The 18,287-nt window shown below is 68.2% G+C and carries 14 protein-coding genes and 1 tRNA gene; 3 read left to right on the top strand and 12 right to left on the bottom strand.

All coding sequences use genetic code 11. The features are described from left to right. The first annotated feature begins 25 nt into the window (after positions 1 to 25). Complete coding sequence (pyk, locus tag KY5_RS09935) at positions 26 to 1,462, top strand: pyruvate kinase (protein WP_098241885.1); 1,437 nt, start codon at positions 26 to 28, stop codon at positions 1,460 to 1,462. 17 nt (positions 1,463 to 1,479) lie between these two features. Here pyk and KY5_RS09930 read toward each other — a convergent pair whose 3' ends face one another. The 3 genes from KY5_RS09930 to KY5_RS09920 form a co-directional block, all read right to left on the bottom strand. Continuing rightward, positions 1,480 to 3,375, bottom strand: a complete 1,896-nt coding sequence (locus tag KY5_RS09930; protein WP_098241884.1) for an alkyl/aryl-sulfatase — start codon at positions 3,373 to 3,375, stop codon at positions 1,480 to 1,482. Between the two features lie 108 nt (positions 3,376 to 3,483). After that, on the bottom strand, positions 3,484 to 4,272 hold the full coding sequence (locus KY5_RS09925; protein WP_098241883.1) for a hypothetical protein: 789 nt from the start codon (positions 4,270 to 4,272) through the stop codon (positions 3,484 to 3,486). A gap of 85 nt (positions 4,273 to 4,357) precedes the next feature. Further along, positions 4,358 to 4,440 (bottom strand) — tRNA-Leu (locus KY5_RS09920). 93 nt (positions 4,441 to 4,533) lie between these two features. On the opposite strand from KY5_RS09920, the gene KY5_RS09915 reads away from it, so the two are divergent. After that, complete coding sequence (locus KY5_RS09915) at positions 4,534 to 5,196, top strand: ANTAR domain-containing response regulator (RefSeq protein WP_055547609.1); 663 nt, start codon at positions 4,534 to 4,536, stop codon at positions 5,194 to 5,196. Between the two features lie 82 nt (positions 5,197 to 5,278). On the opposite strand, the gene KY5_RS09910 is transcribed toward KY5_RS09915, so the two are convergent. The 9 genes from KY5_RS09910 to KY5_RS09870 all read right to left on the bottom strand — a co-directional run bounded on the left by KY5_RS09910 (position 5,279) and on the right by KY5_RS09870 (position 15,287). Next, a complete protein-coding gene (locus KY5_RS09910; RefSeq protein WP_098241882.1) occupies positions 5,279 to 5,995 on the bottom strand; it encodes an ABC transporter ATP-binding protein in 717 nt (238 codons plus the stop codon). Further along, positions 5,995 to 6,816, bottom strand: coding sequence for an ABC transporter ATP-binding protein (locus KY5_RS09905; RefSeq protein ID WP_234362678.1), 822 nt, complete (start codon positions 6,814 to 6,816; stop codon positions 5,995 to 5,997). The genes KY5_RS09910 and KY5_RS09905 overlap by 1 nt, the downstream gene beginning before the upstream one ends. A 4-nt stretch (positions 6,817 to 6,820) precedes the next feature. After that, positions 6,821 to 8,665: a branched-chain amino acid ABC transporter permease gene (locus tag KY5_RS09900; RefSeq protein ID WP_098241881.1), complete on the bottom strand. Its 1,845-nt coding sequence runs from the start codon at positions 8,663 to 8,665 to the stop codon at positions 6,821 to 6,823. A 5-nt stretch (positions 8,666 to 8,670) separates the two neighbouring features. After that, a complete protein-coding gene (locus tag KY5_RS09895) occupies positions 8,671 to 9,600 on the bottom strand; it encodes a branched-chain amino acid ABC transporter permease (RefSeq protein WP_098241880.1) in 930 nt (309 codons plus the stop codon). A 164-nt stretch (positions 9,601 to 9,764) separates the two neighbouring features. Then, positions 9,765 to 11,021: a branched-chain amino acid ABC transporter substrate-binding protein gene (locus KY5_RS09890; RefSeq protein ID WP_098241879.1), complete on the bottom strand. Its 1,257-nt coding sequence runs from the start codon at positions 11,019 to 11,021 to the stop codon at positions 9,765 to 9,767. Between the two features lie 291 nt (positions 11,022 to 11,312). After that, the gene (locus KY5_RS09885) at positions 11,313 to 11,912 is read right to left on the bottom strand and encodes a Tat pathway signal sequence domain protein (RefSeq protein ID WP_234362677.1); all 600 of its coding nucleotides are present in this window, start codon (positions 11,910 to 11,912) and stop codon (positions 11,313 to 11,315) included. Next, complete coding sequence (locus tag KY5_RS09880) at positions 11,903 to 12,307, bottom strand: hypothetical protein (RefSeq protein WP_098241878.1); 405 nt, start codon at positions 12,305 to 12,307, stop codon at positions 11,903 to 11,905. Before KY5_RS09880 ends, KY5_RS09885 begins: the two co-directional genes overlap by 10 nt. Before the next feature lie 130 nt (positions 12,308 to 12,437). Continuing rightward, a complete protein-coding gene (locus KY5_RS09875) occupies positions 12,438 to 12,932 on the bottom strand; it encodes a PaaI family thioesterase (RefSeq protein ID WP_098241877.1) in 495 nt (164 codons plus the stop codon). A gap of 75 nt (positions 12,933 to 13,007) precedes the next feature. After that, on the bottom strand, positions 13,008 to 15,287 hold the full coding sequence (locus tag KY5_RS09870; protein WP_098241876.1) for an FdhF/YdeP family oxidoreductase: 2,280 nt from the start codon (positions 15,285 to 15,287) through the stop codon (positions 13,008 to 13,010). A 124-nt stretch (positions 15,288 to 15,411) separates the two neighbouring features. On the opposite strand from KY5_RS09870, the gene polA reads away from it, so the two are divergent. Further along, positions 15,412 to 18,153 (top strand): DNA polymerase I, encoded by a 2,742-nt coding sequence (gene polA / locus KY5_RS09865; RefSeq protein WP_098241875.1) that lies wholly within the window; start codon positions 15,412 to 15,414, stop codon positions 18,151 to 18,153. The last annotated feature ends 134 nt before the right edge of the window (positions 18,154 to 18,287 follow it).

Raw genomic sequence — 18,287 nt, 5'->3', positions numbered from 1 at the left:
GACCGGTAAGCCCTAGGCTCGAACCATGCGCCGAGCAAAAATCGTTTGTACCCTGGGACCCGCCACCGACTCGTACGACCAGATCAAGGCCCTGGTCGAAGCCGGAATGGACGTAGCCCGCTTCAACCTCAGCCACGGCACCTACGCCGAACACGAGGAGCGCTACCAGCGCGTACGCAAGGCCTCCGAAGAGACAGGACGCAGCCTCGGCATCCTCGCCGACCTTCAAGGCCCGAAGATCCGCCTCGGCCGCTTCAGCGAAGGCCCCGTACTCCTTGAACGGGGCGACGAGTTCACCATCACCGTCGAAGAAGGCGTCCAAGGCGACCGCCAGAGCTGCGGCACCACCTACAGCGGCCTCGCCGAAGACGTCACCACCGGCGAACTCGTCCTCGTCGACGACGGCAAAGTGACCCTCGAGGTCACCGCGGTCGACGGGCCACGAGTCACCACCACCGTCATCGAAGGCGGCATGGTCTCCGACCACAAGGGCCTCAACCTCCCCGGCGTCGCCGTCTCCGTCCCCGCACTCTCCGACAAGGACGAAGCAGACCTCCGCTGGGCACTGCGTTCAGGATTCGACGTCATCGCCCTCTCCTTCGTACGCAGCGGACGCGACATCGAAGACGTCCACCGCATCATGGACGAAGAAGGCCGCCGACTCCCCGTCATCGCCAAGGTCGAAAAGCCCCAGGCCGTCGACAACATCGAAGACATCGTCGCCGCCTTCGACGGCATCATGGTCGCCCGCGGCGACCTCGGCGTCGAAATGCCCCTGGAACAGGTTCCGATCGTCCAGAAGCGCGCCATCAAGCTCGCCAAGCGCAACGCCAAACCCGTCATCGTCGCCACCCAGATGCTCGACTCGATGATCGACAACTCCCGCCCCACGCGCGCCGAGGCATCCGACGTCGCCAACGCCGTCATCGACGGCACCGACGCCGTCATGCTCTCCGGCGAGACCAGCGTCGGCAAATACCCCGTCGAAACCGTCAAGACCATGGGCCGCATCGTCGAAGCCGCCGAGGAAGACATCCTCGCCAAGGGCCTGCCGTCCCTGACCGAACGCAACAAACCCCGCACCCAAGGCGGCGCCGTCGCCCGCGCCGCCGCCGAAATGGGCGACTTCCTCGGCGCCAAGTTCCTCGTCGCCTTCACCCAGTCCGGCGACACCGTACGACGCCTCTCCCGCTACCGCTCACCCATCCCGCTCCTCGCCTTCACCCCCGACGCGGCCACCCGCTCCCAGCTCAACCTCACCTGGGGCGTCGAGACCTTCCTCGGCCCGCACGTCGAATCCACCGACGCCATGGTCGACCAGGTCGACGAGATGCTCCTCAAGATCGGCCGCTGCCAAAAGGGCGACACCGTCGTCATCACGGCAGGATCCCCGCCCGGAGTCCCCGGCTCCACCAACCTCGTCCGCATCCACCACATCGGCGAGGACGACAGCCCCAAGTAGGCAGCCCTCAACGGGGATCAGGGCGTCACGATGGGGAAGTCCGGATCGGGCTTCCCCACGACGGCGAGCAGCTTCGCGAGCAACGAGACGTCACCCTCCACCTCGATGTCCCCGAGCCCCTTGCCCGCCAGCATCGCCAGCAACTGCGGCTTCGTCATGGTGAGAGTGACACCGGCGGCCGGATCGGCCTTGGTGTCGCTCCGGTACGTCAACACCCCATGGCGCAAGGTCAGATGCCAGATCTTCCCGAGCGCGGGGAGACTCCAGTCCATCCGCGACTCCAGATCCCACGCCTTCGGACCGACGATCCGGATCGCCACCGAATCAATCAACTGGTCCACGTCCAACGCCATCAACACGTCCGCACTCACCACGGACACCGGCGACTCCTTGACGCCCTCACGCAACTCCCGCGCACCCGAGAGATAGAAGTTCCGCCACACCGCGTTCTCGGACCCCTGACCCAACCTCGTATAGACGGCGGCGAGCTCGGACTTCGCGGCCCTGTGCCCCGGATCCGCGAACACCACATGATTGAGCAGCGTCGCCGCGAACCGTAGATCACCCTCGCGCGCGAACGACCGCGCCTTCGCGACCGTCGCCGAACGACCGCCCAGCGCCTTCACGTATCGCTTCGCCTCGGCGACCGGCGGATGCTCCCACAAATGCGCGGGATTCCCGTCGAACCAGCCCATATAACGCTGATAGATCCCCTTCACGTTATGGCTCAGCGACCCGTAATACCCACGATTCGCCCACACCTCCGCGAGCGCCGGAGGCAACTCGATCTCCTCCGCGATCTCCCGCCCCGTCATTCCGGCATTGATCATCCGCAGCGTCTGATCATGCATGTACGCGTACAGATCCCGCTGCTGTTCGAGGAGCTCGACAATGACGTCCCCGCCCCACGTCGGCCAGTGATGCGAAGCGAACGCGACGTCGGCCTTCCCGTCGAAGAGCGCGACGGACTCGTTCAGGTAACGCGCCCACTGCCGGGCGTCCCGCACCTGCGCCCCGCGCAACGTGATGATGTTGTGCATCGTGTGCGTCGCGTTCTCCGCCATGCATACGGCACGCAGCTCGGGCAGCAGGAAATTCATCTCCGCGGCGGCCTCGGTCCCCGGCGTCATCTGAAACTCGAACCGCACGCCGTCGAGGGTCTCCGTCTGCCCGGTCCGCGTGATGTCCTTGGTGGGCGGAATCAACCCGATGGAACCCAGGGAAACGGTCTGGCCGAGCCCACAACCGATCTGCCCCGCGGCCGACTTGGGCAACTGCGCGCCGTACATATAGCCGGAACGCCGCTGCATCGCCATCCCCGCGTACACGTTCTCGGAGACGGCGTGCTCCATGAAGCCGTCGGGCGCGAGAATCGGCACGTCGTCGGTGCGGTGGGGGAGGACCCCACGGCAGCCGCCGAAGTGGTCGACGTGGGGGTGGGTGTAGATGAGCGCGGTGACTTTCCTGTCGCTCCGGTGCGTGCGATAGAGCTTCAGCGCGGCGGCGGCCGTCTCGGCGGAGATCAGGGGATCGATGACGATGACGCCGGTATCGCCCTCGATGAGGGTCATATTGGAGAGGTCGAGCCCGCGCACCTGATAGATCCGGTCGGCGACCTTGTACAGCCCTTGCTTCGCGACGAGCTGCGACTGCCGCCAGAGGCTCTTGTCGGCGGTCTTCGGGGCGTCGCCCTTGAGGAACCGGTAGGCGTCGGCGTCCCAGACGACCTGCCCCTTGGCGTTCTTCACGACGCCGGGGGTGAGGGCGGCGATGAACCCCTTGTCGGCGTCGGCGAAATCGTCGCCGCCTTCGTCGTCGCCGGTCGCGGAAGCGGTCTGGGGGTTCATGGCAACGGCTGCTGCGGCGGCGCCCGCTGCGGCGGCGATGAAGGCGCGGCGGTTCAAGGGAGTCATAGGGCCGAAGTTCGCAGTGAGGTGCGGGGGCGGCAAGGGGGATGGCGGGGAATTGGGGCAGGTCCCAGGGGCGGTGGGGGAGGGCAGTGATCCGTCCTATTGCCCGGGTCAGTGTTTGGGGCCTACGTGGGTGTCCATGAGGGCGACTGAGGCTTTGCGGGCGATGGAGATGTTGTACGGGTTGCCGTGGCGGGTGCAGTGAGTCCAGACGACGCCCAGCTTGTCGAGGGTGTCGGTGCAGAGCTGGCGGATGTCGTTCGAGACGTTGGTGAAGAAGTACCGGGGGTACTCGTAGCGCTTGCGTTCACCACCGACCATGCGGGTCGTCCAGTTGGTGATGCGGCAGCCGTCGGAGTGGATGAGCCCCCGGATGAAGTCCCAGGGGTGGGCGTCGACGATTTCCTGTTGCCAGGGTTCCAGGGCGATGGTGCGCTCGTGTTTTCGGCCGGGGCCGTGCTGGGGGAACATGCACCACAGGTGGTTGGAGTAGACCTTTACGTTGCGGCAGCCGGTCCGGCGGACGCGGCAGACCGAGTTGTCGGGGAACACCGCGCGCATGGCTACTTCGCAGAGATCCATGAGCCCGGGCCATGCCTCGGCGCAGACGATCATCAGGCTCGGGACGCGGTGGGCGGAGTACCGGATGATGTGTCCGTCGCCGAGGTAGAGACCCAGGAGATACGCGTACGCGCCTTTATCGAGCTCGCGGCCATCGCAGCGCGGGCATTTCGGGTTGTGTCTCCCCGGACACTCGCCGCGTTTGGCTCGGTCCGTGTGCTTCCAGTAGCCGATGGTGCCGAGCGGAACGTTCAGCTCGCGTGCGACCTGAGCGTTCTTCGCCCCGCCGCGCAGCAGGGTGAGGGCCTTCTGCCGTACTTCTGTGCTGTGGAAGTGCATGCGGCAACTCTGTGCCACTAGAAGTGGCTGTGTGTAGCAAAGAAGCGGAGTTCCACGAGAACGTGGAGCTCCGCTTCTTTGGAAGTGCCGGGTGCGGGATTCGAACCCGCAAGCCCTTTCAGGCAGAGGTGTTTGAGACCTCCGTGTATACCGTTCCACCAACCCGGCCAGCCGATGCCGGAAGTGTACCGGGTCACCGCACACCATCGCAGCTAGGTACCCTGCAAGGGCAGCGCACCTGCCATGAACGAGGAGCCCCCCGTGACCGCCCCCGAGTCGCCCCAGCCCACCGACGCGTCCGCGTCGGACGACGACAAGTCGCACGTGCCTCCGCTGACGACCCGCGTCGTCATCGCCGAGGACGAGGCCCTGATCCGGCTCGACCTCAAAGAGATGCTGGAGGAAGAGGGGTACAGCGTCGTCGGTGAGGCCGGTGACGGTGAGAAGGCCGTCGAGCTCGCCCGTGAGCACCAGCCGGACCTGGTGATCCTGGACGTGAAGATGCCCGTGATGGACGGCATCTCCGCGGCCGAGAAGATCGCCGAGGAGTCCATCGCCCCGGTGCTCATGCTCACCGCGTTCTCGCAGCGCGACCTCGTCGAGCGGGCCCGTGACGCGGGTGCCATGGCGTACCTCGTGAAGCCCTTCAGCAAGAGTGACGTCGTTCCGGCGATCGAGATGGCCGTCTCGCGGTTCACGGAGCTGAAGACGCTCGAGAAGGAGGTCGCGGACCTCTCGCAGCGCTTGGAGACGCGGAAGCTGGTGGACCGGGCGAAGTCGGTGTTGCAGACGGAGTACGGCCTGACGGAGCCTGCCGCGTTCCGGTGGATCCAGAAGACGTCGATGGACCGTCGTCTGTCGATGCAGCAGGTCGCGGAGGCGGTCATCGAGGACGCCGAGGAGAAGAAGGCGTCCAAGGGCTGAGTGCCCGCTGAAGCGCTGAAGGCGTACGAACGAGGCCCGCACCCCACTTCGGGGTGCGGGCCTCGTTCGTATGCGGAAGAGCTCAGTCCTCGCCCAGGTACGCCTTCCGCACGGACTCGTCGTGCAGCAGGTCACTGCCCGTGCCGGAGAGGACGATCTTGCCGACCTCCATGACGTGGCCCGCGTCGGCGAGGGAGAGCGCCGCCTGGGCGTTCTGCTCGACGAGCAGGATCGTCGTGCCTTGGGCCTTGAGCTCGGCGATGGTCGCCATGATCTTCTGCATCATGATCGGCGAGAGGCCCATGGAGGGTTCGTCGAGCATGAGGAGCTTGGGCTGGGACATCAGGGCGCGGCCCATGGCGAGCATCTGCTGTTCGCCGCCGGAGAGGGTGCCCGCGGCTTGCTTCTTCCGTTCTCCGAGGATGGGGAAGAGTTCGTAGGCGCGGTTGATGTCCTTCTCGATGCCTGCCTTGTCGGAGCGGAGGTAGGCGCCGAGGCGGAGGTTGTCCTCGATGGTCATGCGGGGAAAGATGTGGCGGCCTTCGGGGGAGTGGGCGAGGCCGAGGGCGACGATCTGGTCGGCGCGGTATTTGCGCAGGGCCTTGCCGTTGAACCTGATGGAGCCGCCGACCGGCTTGAGGAGGCCGGAGATGGTGCGGAGCGTGGTGGTCTTGCCCGCGCCGTTGGTGCCGATGAGGGTGACGACTTCGCCGGCCTCGACGGTGAACGAGATGCCTTTGACGGCTTCGATCTTGCCGTAGGCGACGCGGAGGTCCTCGACCTCAAGGAGTGCGGTCATCAGTTGTTCTCCTCGAAGGGCTCGCCCAGGTACGCGGCGATGACGCGGTCGTCCTGTTGGACCGTTTCGCTGGATCCTTCGACGAGTTTTTCGCCCTGGACGAGGACGGCGACGCGGTCGCAGAGGTTGAAGATGAAGCGCATGTCGTGCTCGATGACGAGGACGGCGATGCCCATGTCGCGGATGGCGAGGACGAGTTCCTCGGTGGCGCGGGTTTCCTGCGGGTTCATTCCGGCGGTGGGTTCGTCGAGCAGGAGGAGGCCGGGTTCGCTGGCGAGTGCGCGGGCGATCTCCAGCTTGCGCTGTTCTCCGTAGGGGAGGTTGCGCGAGAGGTGTTCGGCTTTTTCCGCGAGGCCGACGAATTCGAGGAGTTCCATGGCGCGGGCCTTGGAGGCGGCTTCGGCCTTGTGGAATCCGGGGCCGCGCAGGAGTGCGGACCAGAGTCCTTCCTTGGTCCGTGTGTGGCGGCCGACGAGCACGTTTTCCAGGACGGTCATGTTGGCGAAGAGCCGGATGTTCTGGAAGGTGCGGGCGATTCCTGCGGCGGTGACCTTGAAGGATTTGGCGGGCAGGACGGTGCCTTTGTAGCGGACTTCGCCTTCGGTGGGGATGTAGAGGCCGGTGAGGCAGTTGAAGAAGGTGGTTTTCCCGGCGCCGTTGGGTCCGATGAGGCCGACGATTTCGCCGCTGCTGACGGTGAGGTCGACGGAGCGTACGGCGGTGAGGCCGCCGAAGCGCATGGTGACGCCGCGGGCGTCGAGGACGGTCTCACCGGCCGGGGTGGCCTGGGTCGTGTCCTCTTTGGTGATGTCTGTGGGCATGGGTTCAGACCCCCGTCTTGCTGAGGACTGTGGGCGGCGGCGTTTCTCCGGGGTCCAGTTCGGTCTCGTGGAATTCGAGCTGGCGGCGGCGGTTGGGGATGAGTCCTTCGGGGCGGAAGCGCATGAGGAGCGCGAGGGCGAGTCCGAAGGCGAACAGCTGGTAGTCGCCGAGGAATTGGAGCTTGTTGGGGATGAGGTAGAGCAGTGAGGCGCCGACGAGGGGTCCGCTGATGGTGCCCATGCCGCCGAGGACGACGGCGGCGAGGAGGAAGGCGGAGTTGGGCGGGACGGAGTTGGCGAACTGGTACTGCTCGGGGGTGACGGTGTAGGTCACGTGGGCCTGGACGGTTCCGGCGAGTCCGGCGAGCGAGGCGCCGAGTGCGAAGGCGATGAGTTTGACGCGGAAGCCGTTGATGCCCATGGCGAGTGCGGCGGTCTCGTCTTCGCGGATGGCGACCCAGGCGCGGCCGATGCGGGAGTCTCCGCTGCGGCGGAAGACGAGGACCACGACGAGCGTGATGAGCAGCATCAGGAAGAAGTAGTTGGCGAAGCGGCCGATGGTGAAGCCGGCGATGCTGTGTTCCAGGCCGAAGTCGAAGCCGAAGATCTTCAGGTTCGGGATGGAGGCGATGCCGTTGGATCCGTTGGTGATGTCGGGTCCGGAGGAGCCGTCGGAGTTGTTGGCGGCGAGGCGGAAGATCTCTCCGAAGCCGAGGGTGACGATGGCGAGGTAGTCGCCGCGCAGGCGCAGGGTGGGTGCGCCGATGAGGACGCCGAAGACGAGTGAGGCTCCGGCTCCGACGAGGATGGCGCCCCAGAAGGGGAGGTGGATGTCGAAGGGCGAGGTGGGTGCTCCGGAGACCATGGAGGCGGCGTAGGCGCCGACGCCGAGGAAGGCGACGTATCCGAGGTCGAGGAGACCCGCGAGGCCGACGACGATGTTCAGGCCGAGGGCGACGGTGGCGAAGATGAGGATGTAGACGCCGATGGTGGCGTACTGGTCGTCGCTCTGGGTGAAGGGGAAGGCGGCGGCGGCGAGGAACGCGCCGATGAGGGTGATGTTGCGGTGGCGCGCGGTGAAGGTGGAGATCTGTGCGACGAGTCCGGCTTTGGAGAGCGCGGCGAAGCCGAAGCTGACGGTGATGAGGAAGCCGATGAAGAGTTCGTCGTACTCGGTGCCGATGCCGTAGGTGAAGACGAGCAGGCCGACGGCGAGGGCGGCGATGATGGCGAGGATCTCGACGGAGGAGTTGAGCTTGCGCGGCGGCGCGGGTTCGTCGGCGTGGAAGGCGCTCTTGACGATGGTGAGGCCGTTGCGGGCGCGGTGTTTGAACTGTTCCCAGCCGCTGTCCTCGGGGTCGACCGGGTAGGTGTGCGGTCGTGGGAAGGGCAGGGCGAGGGCGCCGGTGAACGAGGCGAGGGTGGCGATGGCGACGATCCAGCCGCCGGGTTCGAGGTTGGCGAGTCCGCCGAGCTTCTTGGAGATGGCGAAGATCGTGTACCAGGCGGTGGCGAAGGCGGCGAGCGAGGCGAACTTGAGGGCCGCGTCGGTTCCGCCGGGGGCGAGTGCGCGCAGGCCCTTGATGCCGTAGGACGCGAGGCCGTACACGGTGGTGAGGGCGCCCGCGATGAGGACGAGCCATTGCAGGCCGCCGGGGTAGCCGTAGACGGTGAGGTCGCCGGGGAACGCGGCGGTCCAGGTCCAGGCGAGGAAGGCGGAGATGACGGTGAGGATGCCGCCGCCGGTGGCGAGTGCGCGGGCGGTTGTTTCGGGGAGGGGGATGAGGCCGGTGGGGGCCTGGTCCTGGTGCGGGCGGGGGCTGTCGGCCGCTGTGTTCTGTGTGGTCATGGATGTCACGCCCTGTCCGCGACGCGCTCGCCAAGGAGCCCTTGGGGCCTGACGAGGAGTACGACGATGAGGAGTACGAACGCCCAGACGTCGGCCCAGGCCTGGCCGCCGAGTTTGTCCATGCCGGGTACGTCGCTGATGTACGCGGTGGCCATGGATTCGGCGAGGCCGAGGACGACGCCGCCGATCATGGCGCCGTAGATGTTGCCGATGCCGCCGAGTACGGCCGCGGTGAAGGCTTTGAGGCCGAGGATGAAGCCCATGCGGAATTCGACCTGGCCGTATTTGAGGCCGCGGGCGACGGCGGCGATGCCGGCGAAGGCGGCGCCGATGGCGAAGGCGACGACGATGACGCGGTCGGTGTTGATGCCCATGAGCTTGGCGGTGTCGGGGTCCTGGGCGGTGGCCTGCATGCCGCGGCCGACGCGGGTCTTCATGACGAAGTAGCCGAGGGCGACCATGCAGACGGGGGCGGTGACGAGCAGGAAGATGTCGCCGGGCTGCATGGTGACGGAGCCGATGTGGATGGCTCCGCCGGGGAGTTCGGGGAAGGAGCGGGCCGATTTGGCCTCGGGGTACCAGGCCCAGACGGCTTGTTGGAGGGCGAGGGAGAGGCCGATGGCGGTGATGAGCGGCGCGAGGCGTGGTGCGCTGCGCAGGGGCCGGTAGGCGAAGCGTTCGGCGCCGACGGCGATGGTGGTGGAGACGAAGATGGCGCCGATCAGCATGAGGGGGACGGCTGCCCACATGCTGGTGCCCGCGGGCAGCCACAGCCAGACGGTGAGGGCGCCGAATCCGCCGGTCATGAAGATCTCGCCGTGGGCGAAGTTGATGAGCTGGACGATGCCGTAGACCATTGTGTAGCCGATGGCGATCAGGCCGTACATGGATCCCAATAGCAGGCCGTTGACCAGCTGTTGCGGCAGTTCGTGCACCGCAGGTCCTCCGAGTCTTTCGATGTCGTGCGGCCGTTCAGCTGCGGCTCATCGGCCGGTGTGCGGCCGCACGTTCCAGGTGGCGAGTGCGTCGGATGCGACGCCGCGCGGGGCGCTGGCTCGCAGCGCCCCGCGCGGACGTGTCGTGCGCTGCGGGTTCGGCGTCAGTTGGAGCCGGTGTAGGTGCCGGACTCGACGGCCTTCCAGCCGGCCTTGGGATCGGTCGACTTCACCTGGTACACGGTGAGCTGCTTGTTGGTGGCGTCGCCGTACTCGTCGAAGGCGACCTTGCCGGTGACGCCGTCGAAGGAGACGTTCTTCATGGCGTCGATGACCTTGGAGCGGGTGTCGTCGCCGGTGGGGAGCTTGCCGTCGTTGTCGTCGACGACCTTCTTGACGGCTTCGATGATCGCCCAGGCGCTGTCGTAGGAGTAGCCGCCGTAGGCCTCGTAGGCCTCCTTGTAGCCGGCCTTCTTGTAGTTGGCGATGAACTCCTTGGCGGAGGGCAGCTGTTCGACGGGCTGGCCGACGGAGGTGGCGTAGTCGCCGACGCCCTGCTTGCCCGCGAGCTTGATGAAGTCGGCGCTGTAGATGCCGTCGCCGCCGACGAGGGGGGCCTTGGAGCCCGCCTGCTTCATCTGCTTGCTGAGGGGGCCCGCCTGGGGGTATTCGCCGCCGTAGTAGACGAGGTCCGCGTCGGAGTTGCGGATCTTGGTGGCGACGGCGCCGAAGTCCTTGGTGTCGGGGTTGATGTGCTCGGTGCCGACGACCTTGCCGCCGAGCTTGGTGAACTCGTCCTTGAAGGTGGCGGCGAGGCCCGCGCCGTAGGTCTTCTTGTCGTCGACGACGAAGACCTTCTTCTTCTTGCCCTTGTTGTACAGGTACTGCGCGGCGAACGGGCCCTGGATGGCGTCCGTGGTCGCGGTGCGGAAGTACGACTTGTACGGGCGTACCTTCTTGCCGCCGTTCCAGTCCGGGCCCTGGGTGAGGGCCGGGTTGGTGTTGGCGGGGGAGACCTGGACGAGCTTGGCGTCGTCGAAGACCTTCTGCATGGACTCGGCGACGGAGGAGTTCAGGGGGCCGACGGCTCCGAGGACGTCCTTGTCGGCGACGAGTTTGGTGGCGTTGGTCTGGCCCGACGAGGGCTGCCCCTGGTCGTCGAGGGGCTCGACCTTGAACTTCACGCCGTCGACGTAGTTCTTGGAGTTGGCCTGCTTGGCCGCGAGGTCGACGGAGTTGCGGATGCCGAGGCCGAGCGCGGAGAGGTCACCGGTCAGCGGCGCGTCGACGCCGATGACCACCGTGGTGCCGCCGCCCCCGGCATCGTCGCCCTTATCGTCGTCGCGCGAGCCACAGGCGGTGAGGGTGAGTGCCCCCGCGGTGAGTGCAGCGGTGATGGCTATGAGCGAACGTTGACGCACGATCAGTCCTTTCCCCTGGCACGGCTGTCCCTTGTTGGGATGCCGAGTCGAGCGCGGAACCGAACTGACAGGAATCCGGTGGGCGCGGTGACTGGCCGTGACTCTAAGGGCGCCTTTGTGCCAGGTGGAGTGGTCGGACCAAGGCTGTGACGCTCTTGTTATGCCACGGAGTATTCCGGGCTGGAACGCAGGGGGTGGTTGGGCCTGAATAGGACGTTGTTCGGACGATCTCGGCGTATCCGCATGCTGAGAATCTCCAGGACAACTGGCAGGACTGTAAGGGTGTTTGACTCATGACACCCGTGTTCGCGGGCATGCGGCGGTCAACGCCCCGGAAAGATCATTCGCGTATTCCGGACCCAGGATGTAACTCTGCTTCTCGTTTGCGCGCGTATTACGCAGCGTTACTTCCAGGAAAGGGAGTCCGGCATTCCGTGGCACTTCTCCGCATTCGCGGATGTGCATCTTGATGATCAACTTTCGTGGGGTTCCTGATTCCACCGTGAAGGGGGTGGGTGGTGACGTGTCCGCCGACAGTGCCGCCGAGGGCTGGGCGACGCGCCGGACGGTCACCGGCGGTCCCGACTCCTGGGCGAAGGTGACGGCGAAAGTGAAGTCCCGCTCTCCTGCGCGCGGTCGGGACATCTCGCCGGAGTACGTCACGGCCACGCTCTGCGACGGCCAGGGCGGGGCGGGCTCGGGCGGCGGCTCGGGGCGGGTCAGGTAGAGGGTGAGTCCGGCGGCGCCGACGAGCACGGCCGCCGCGACGGCGAGCGCGGTGCGGCGGTGGCGGATCCGGCGCGGATCGAGCCGCACGGGTGCCGCGGTGAGGGTCTCGTGGTCGTAGGTGTCCTCGCCCGGCTCGATCGGGCCGATGGCGTTCACACCCACGGCCCGCCGCTCGGTCCGCCGTCGCGGTAGCGCTGGGCGCACCGCTCGCGGGCCTGTCTGTCGAGCACCTTCCGCCCGGCCGCGGCCGAGTGGCGCTCGCGCTCGGCGCGGGCGGCGTCCAGGACGTCGCGCAGGATCATGTACTGGCCGTTGGACAGGCCCATCGACTGGTAGTCGCCGTAGGTGTCGTCGCCCGATGCGTAGATCTCCCGCGCCCACTTGGTGATGATCTTGGTGCAGAGCTGGGCGGGGGGCGTGGCGCGGGTGCTGGGAGTGGCGCGGGTGCTGGTGCTCGGGGATCCATCGGTACCGGAGCTTCCGCATCCGGTGGCGGCGAGGGCGGTGCCGAGGACGGCGGCGAGGGTGGGCGCACAGAGCTGTATCCGGTGCCTCATGCACCGACGCTAGACCGGACGCGCACGCTCCGACAATGCGTCGCTCCTGCCTGGATGCAGCGGTGCCCCGCGCGGTCCTGTCGGACGGCACGGGGCACGCGGTCCGGCGGTACGGGTCGCCCGCCCCGCGTCAGCTCGCCGCGCCGCCCGCGGTGCCGAGCGGCGGCTGCCCTCCGGCGTCGCGCAGCATGCACGTCAGGCGCGCGCTGCAGACCCGCTTGCCCTGCTCGTCGGTGATCGCGATCTCGTACGTCGCGGTCGAGCGGCCCCGGTGCAGGGGCGTGGCCACGCCGGTGACCAGGCCCGAGCGGGGGCCGCGGTGGTGCGTGCAGTTCAGGTCGACGCCGACGGCGAGCTTTTCGGCGCCGCCGTGCAGCATCGCGCCGACCGAGCCGAGGGTCTCGGCGAGCACCGCGGAGGCGCCGCCGTGCAGCAGGCCGTACGGCTGGGTGTTGCCCTCGACCGGCATGGTGCCGACGACGCGCTCCGCGGACGCCTCCAGGATCTGGACGCCCATGCGGGTGCCGAGGTGGCCCGCGGAGAAGAGGGCGGGCAGGTCGACACCGAGCGCCGCGTACTCCTCGATGACTTCCTGCGGGAACTTCACGCTGTGCTGCTCGCCCATGGGGCCCGGCTCCGTTCGACGTCGATCACTGCCACAGTCGTTGGCACTGTCACTGGCACTGTCCTGAGCGAACGCTCAGTCGACCGGGGATTGTTCCAGGCGTACGACGACGGACTTGCTGGCAGGGGTGTTGCTGGTGTCGGCGGTGGCATCGAGCGGCACCAGGACGTTGGTCTCGGGGTAGTAGGCGGCCGCGCAGCCGCGGGCCGTGGGGTAGTGCACGATCCGGAATCCAGGGGCGCGCCGCTCCACGCCGTCCTGCCACTCGCTGACCAGGTCCGCGTACGTCCCGTCGGCGAAGCCCAGGTTCCGGGCGTCCTCGGGGTTGACCAGGACGACGCGGCGGCCGTTCTTGATGCCTCGGTAGCGGTCGTCGAGGCCGTAGATGGTGGTGTTGTACTGGTCGTGCGAGCGCAGCGTCTGGAGCAGCAGGCGGCCCTCGGGCAGGGCCGGGTACTCGACGGGCGCGGCCGTGAAGTTGGCCTTGCCGGTGGTCGTGGGGAAGCGGCGCTCGTCGCGCGGGGCGTGCGGCAGGGCGAATCCGCCGGGGGCGGCGACCTTGGCGTTGAAGTCCTCGAAGCCGGGGATGACGCGCGCGATGCGGTCGCGCACGGTGGCGTAGTCCTTCTCGAACTCCTCCCAGGGCGTGCGGGAGTCCTCGCCGAGGACGCGGCGCGCCAGGCGGCACACGATGGCGGGCTCGGAGAGCAGCTGCTTGCTCGCGGGCTCCAGGCGTCCGCGCGAGGCGTGCACCATGCCCATGGAGTCCTCGACGGTCACGAACTGCTCGCCGCCTCCCTGGAGATCGCGCTCCGTGCGGCCGAGCGTCGGCAGGATCAGGGCGCGCGCGCCCGTGATCGTGTGCGAGCGGTTCAGCTTGGTGGAGACGTGCACGGTCAGGCGGGCCTTGCGCATGGCCGCCTCGGTGACCTCCGTGTCGGGGGAGGCCGCCACGAAGTTGCCGCCCATCGCGAAGAAGACCTTCGCCTCGCCGTCGCGCAGGGCCCGGATGGCGCGGACGACGTCCAGGCCGTGGTGGCGCGGCGGCGCGAAGCCGAACTCCTTCTCCAGGGCGTCGAGGAAGGCGGGCGCGGGGCGCTCGAAGATGCCCATCGTGCGGTCGCCCTGCACGTTCGAGTGGCCGCGCACCGGGCAGACGCCGGCGCCGGGGCGGCCGATGTTGCCGCGCAGGAGCAGGAAGTTGACCACTTCGCGGATGGTGGGCACGGAGTGCTTGTGCTGGGTCAGGCCCATCGCCCAGCACACGACGGTGCGCCGGGAGGCGAGCACCAGGCGCAGCGCCTCCTCGATCTCGGCGCGCTCCAGGCCGGTCGCCGCGAGGGTGTCGTCCCAGTCGGCGGCGCGGGCGGCGTCGGCGAACTCCTCGTACCCGTGGGTGTGTTCACGGACGAAGTCCTCGTCGACCGCGCCCTCGGTGTCGAGGATCAGCTTGTTCAGGAGGCGGAAGAGGGCCTGGTCGCCGCCGAGGCGGATCTGCAGGAAGAGGTCGGTCAGGGCGGTGCCCTTGAGCATGCCCTGGGGGGTCTGCGGGTTCTTGAAGCGCTCCAGGCCCGCCTCGGGCAGCGGATTGACCGTGATGATCTTCGCGCCGTTGTTCTTCGCCTTCTCCAGGGCGGAGAGCATGCGCGGGTGGTTCGTGCCGGGGTTCTGCCCGGCGACGATGATCAGGTCCGACTGGTAGAGGTCCTCCAGGAGGACGCTGCCCTTGCCGATGCCGATCGTCTCGGTCAGCGCGGAGCCCGACGACTCGTGGCACATGTTCGAGCAGTCGGGCAGGTTGTTCGTGCCGAGCTCGCGGGCGAACAGCTGGTAGAGGAACGCCGCCTCGTTGCTGGTGCGTCCCGAGGTGTAGAAGACGGACTCGTCGGGGCTCTCCAGGGCGGTGAGCTCCTCGGCGACGATGTCGAAGGCGCGCTCCCAGGAGACGGGTTCGTAGCGCTCGGCGCCCTCGGCCAGATACATGGGGTGGGTGAGGCGGCCCTGCTGGCCCAGCCAGTACCCGCTGCGGGTCGCGAGGTCCGCGACGGGGTGCGCGGCGAAGAAGTCGGGGGTGACGCGGCGCAGCGTGGCCTCTTCGGCGACGGCCTTCGCGCCGTTCTCGCAGAACTCCGCCTTGTGCCGGTGGTCGGGCTCGGGCCAGGCGCAGCCGGGGCAGTCGAAGCCGTCCTTCTGGTTGACCCGCAGCAGCGTGAGCGCGGTGCGGCGCACGCCCATCTGCTGCTGCGCGATGCGCAGCGTGTGCCCGATGGCGGGGAGGCCCGCCGCGGCGTGCTGCGCCTCGGCGACCTGCGGCGCGTCCTGGACCGGATCGCCCTTGGGCGGCTTGCTTGCCATGGTCGGCTCCCCTTCGAGCACGTGCGTGAGCTATGTCTCCGATACTCCCACGCACCGGTGACAATGCCGGGGGTCGGGGCTGCCTGGGGCCGGAGTGTCAGTGGGGCGTGGCAGGATCGGGGACGTGGCAGAAAAAGCAGCGAAGAAGAAGTCCGAGACCGCGACGAAGCCGAGTGGCGAGCAGCGTCCGCGCCTGCTCCTCATGGACGGGCACTCCCTGGCGTACCGGGCGTTCTTCGCGCTGCCCGCGGAGAATTTCACGACGGCGACGGGCCAGCCGACGAACGCGATCTACGGCTTCGCGTCGATGCTGGCGAACACGCTGCGCGACGAGGCGCCCACGCACTTCGCGGTGGCCTTCGACGTCTCGCGCAAGACGTGGCGCTCCGAGGAGTTCCCCGAGTACAAGGCGAACCGCTCCAAGACCCCGGACGAGTTCAAGGGGCAGGTCGAGCTGATCGGCGAGATGCTCGACGCGATGCACGCGGTGCGCTTCGCGGTGGACGGCTTCGAGGCGGACGACGTCATCGCCACGCTGGCCACGCAGGCGGAGGCGGCGGGCTTCGAGGTGCTGATCGTCACCGGCGACCGGGACTCCTTCCAGCTGATCACCGAGCACGTGACCGTGCTGTACCCCACCAAGGGCGTCTCCGAGCTGACCCGCTTCACCCCGGAGAAGGTCGAGGAGAAGTACGGGCTCACCCCCAGCCAGTACCCCGACTTCGCGGCGCTGCGCGGCGACCCGTCGGACAACCTGCCGGGCATCCCCGGTGTCGGCGAGAAGACCGCCGCGAAGTGGATCAACCAGTTCGGTTCGTTCGCCGACCTCGTGGAGCGCGCCGAAGAGGTCAAGGGCAAGGCCGGGCAGAACTTCCGCGACCACCTGGACGCGGTGAAGCTCAACCGCCGTCTGACCGAGATGGTGCGCGACGTCGAACTGCCCAAGACGGTCGCCGAGTTGGAGCGCGCTCCGTACGACCGTACGACGCTGGCGATGGTCCTGGACACCCTGGAGATCCGCAATCCGTCGCTGCGCGAGCGGCTGCTCGCCGTCGACCCGGGCGCCGAGGAGGCCGAGCAGACCCCGGCCGAGCCGGGCGTGGAGCTGGACGGCAAGGTGCTCGGCACGGGCGAGCTCGCACCCTGGCTCGCCGAGCACGGCACGGCGGTGCTCGGTGTCGCCACGGTCGACACCTGGCAGCTGGGCGCGGGCTCGGTGACGGAGGTGGCGCTGGCCGCCGCCGGGGGAGCGGCCGCCTGGTTCGACCCGGCCGCGCTTGACGAGGCCGACGAGAAGGCGTTCGCGGCGTGGATCGCCGACGCTCACAAGCCGAAGGTCCTGCACAACGCGAAGGCCGTGATGCGGGTCTTCCCCGAGCACGGCTGGCGGGTCGACGGCGTCTCCATGGACACGGCGCTCGCCGCGTACCTGGTCAAGCCGGGCCGCCGTTCCTTCGCCCTGGACGCGCTCTCCCTGGAGTACCTGGGCCGTGAGCTGGCGCCCGCGTCCGCCGCCGAGGGGCAGCTCGCCTTCGGTACGGAGGAGGACGACACGGCCGAGGCCGAGTCGCTGATGGCGCAGGCCCGCACCGTCCTCGACCTGGGCACCGCCTTCGGCGAGAAGCTCCAGGAGGTCGGCGCGAGCGACCTGTTGACGGACATCGAGCTGCCGACGTCCACGCTCCTGGCCCGTCTGGAGCGGCACGGCATCGCCGCCGACCGCGCCCATCTGGAGGCGATGGAGCAGCAGTTCGCCGGCGCGGTGCAGCAGGCCGTGAAGGAGGCGCACGAGGCCGCGGGGCACGAGTTCAACCTGGGCTCGCCCAAGCAGCTCCAGGAAGTCCTCTTCGGCGAGCTGAACCTGCCCAAGACGAAGAAGACGAAGACCGGTTACACCACGGACGCCGACGCGTTGGCCTGGCTCGCGGCCCAGACCGAGAACGAGCTTCCGGTCATCATGCTGCGCCACCGCGAGCAGGCGAAGCTGCGCGTCACCGTCGAGGGCCTGATCAAGACGATCGCCGCGGACGGCCGCATCCACACCACGTTCAACCAGACGGTCGCGGCGACGGGTCGTCTCTCCTCCACCGACCCGAACCTCCAGAACATCCCCGTGCGTACGGACGAGGGCCGGGCGATCCGCCGCGGCTTCGTGGTCGGCGAGGGCTTCGAGTCCCTCATGACCGCGGACTACAGCCAGATCGAGCTGCGGGTGATGGCGCACCTCTCCGAGGACGAGGGCCTCCTCGAGGCGTTCACCTCCGGCGAGGACCTGCACACCACGGTGGCCTCGCAGGTGTTCGGCGTGGACGGCTCCGACGTCGACGCGGAGATGCGGCGCAAGATCAAGGCCATGTCGTACGGCTTGGCGTACGGCCTCTCGGCGTTCGGTCTCTCCCAGCAGTTGAACATCGACGCGGGTGAGGCGCGTGCGCTGATGGACACGTACTTCGAGCGGTTCGGCGGGGTGCGCGACTATCTGCGCCGCGCGGTCGACGAGGCGCGTGCCACGGGCTACACGGAGACGATGCTGGGCCGCCGCCGGTATCTGCCCGACCTCAACAGCGACAACCGCCAGCGCCGCGAGATGGCCGAGCGGATGGCGCTCAACGCGCCGATCCAGGGCACGGCGGCGGACATCGTCAAGATCGCGATGCTGAACGTGCATCGCGCGCTGACGGAGGCGAAGCTCGAGTCCCGGATGCTGCTCCAGGTCCACGACGAAATCGTCCTGGAGATCGCCGCCGGGGAGCGCGCGAAGGTCGAGGAGCTGGTCCGCAGGGAGATGGCCGGTGCGGTGTCGCTGCGGGCGCCGTTGGATGTGTCGGTGGGGGTCGGGGCGGACTGGGAGTCTGCGGCGCACTAGCCCTCCCGGGCGGGGAGGCGGATTCCGGGGCTGGCCCGCGCCGGGTGGGTTTTGCCCTCCCGGGCGGGGAGGCGGATTCCCGGCTTTGTCCGCTCCGGGTGGGTCCTGCCCACCCGGGGCGGGGGCGCTTGCCG

Source organism: Streptomyces formicae (genome assembly GCF_002556545.1).
In the GTDB taxonomy this organism is placed as follows: Bacteria; Actinomycetota; Actinomycetes; order Streptomycetales; family Streptomycetaceae; genus Streptomyces; species Streptomyces formicae_A.
This window is presented reverse-complemented; position numbering and strand designations above follow the sequence as displayed.

What these genes read in the sequence shown, in the direction of transcription:
- KY5_RS09925 (WP_098241883.1), bottom strand. Translation starts at nt 4,272, where the DNA reads ATGCACTTCCACAGCACAGAAGTACGGCAGAAGGCCCTCACCCTGCTG.
- KY5_RS09910 (WP_098241882.1), bottom strand. Translation starts at nt 5,995, where the DNA reads ATGACCGCACTCCTTGAGGTCGAGGACCTCCGCGTCGCCTACGGCAAG.
- KY5_RS09870 (WP_098241876.1), bottom strand. Translation starts at nt 15,287, where the DNA reads ATGGCAAGCAAGCCGCCCAAGGGCGATCCGGTCCAGGACGCGCCGCAG.
- pyk (WP_098241885.1), top strand. Translation starts at nt 26, where the DNA reads ATGCGCCGAGCAAAAATCGTTTGTACCCTGGGACCCGCCACCGACTCG.
- KY5_RS09880 (WP_098241878.1), bottom strand. Translation starts at nt 12,307, where the DNA reads ATGAGGCACCGGATACAGCTCTGTGCGCCCACCCTCGCCGCCGTCCTC.
- KY5_RS09875 (WP_098241877.1), bottom strand. Translation starts at nt 12,932, where the DNA reads ATGGGCGAGCAGCACAGCGTGAAGTTCCCGCAGGAAGTCATCGAGGAG.
- KY5_RS09905 (WP_234362678.1), bottom strand. Translation starts at nt 6,816, where the DNA reads ATGCCCACAGACATCACCAAAGAGGACACGACCCAGGCCACCCCGGCC.
- KY5_RS09930 (WP_098241884.1), bottom strand. Translation starts at nt 3,375, where the DNA reads ATGACTCCCTTGAACCGCCGCGCCTTCATCGCCGCCGCAGCGGGCGCC.
- KY5_RS09900 (WP_098241881.1), bottom strand. Translation starts at nt 8,665, where the DNA reads ATGACCACACAGAACACAGCGGCCGACAGCCCCCGCCCGCACCAGGAC.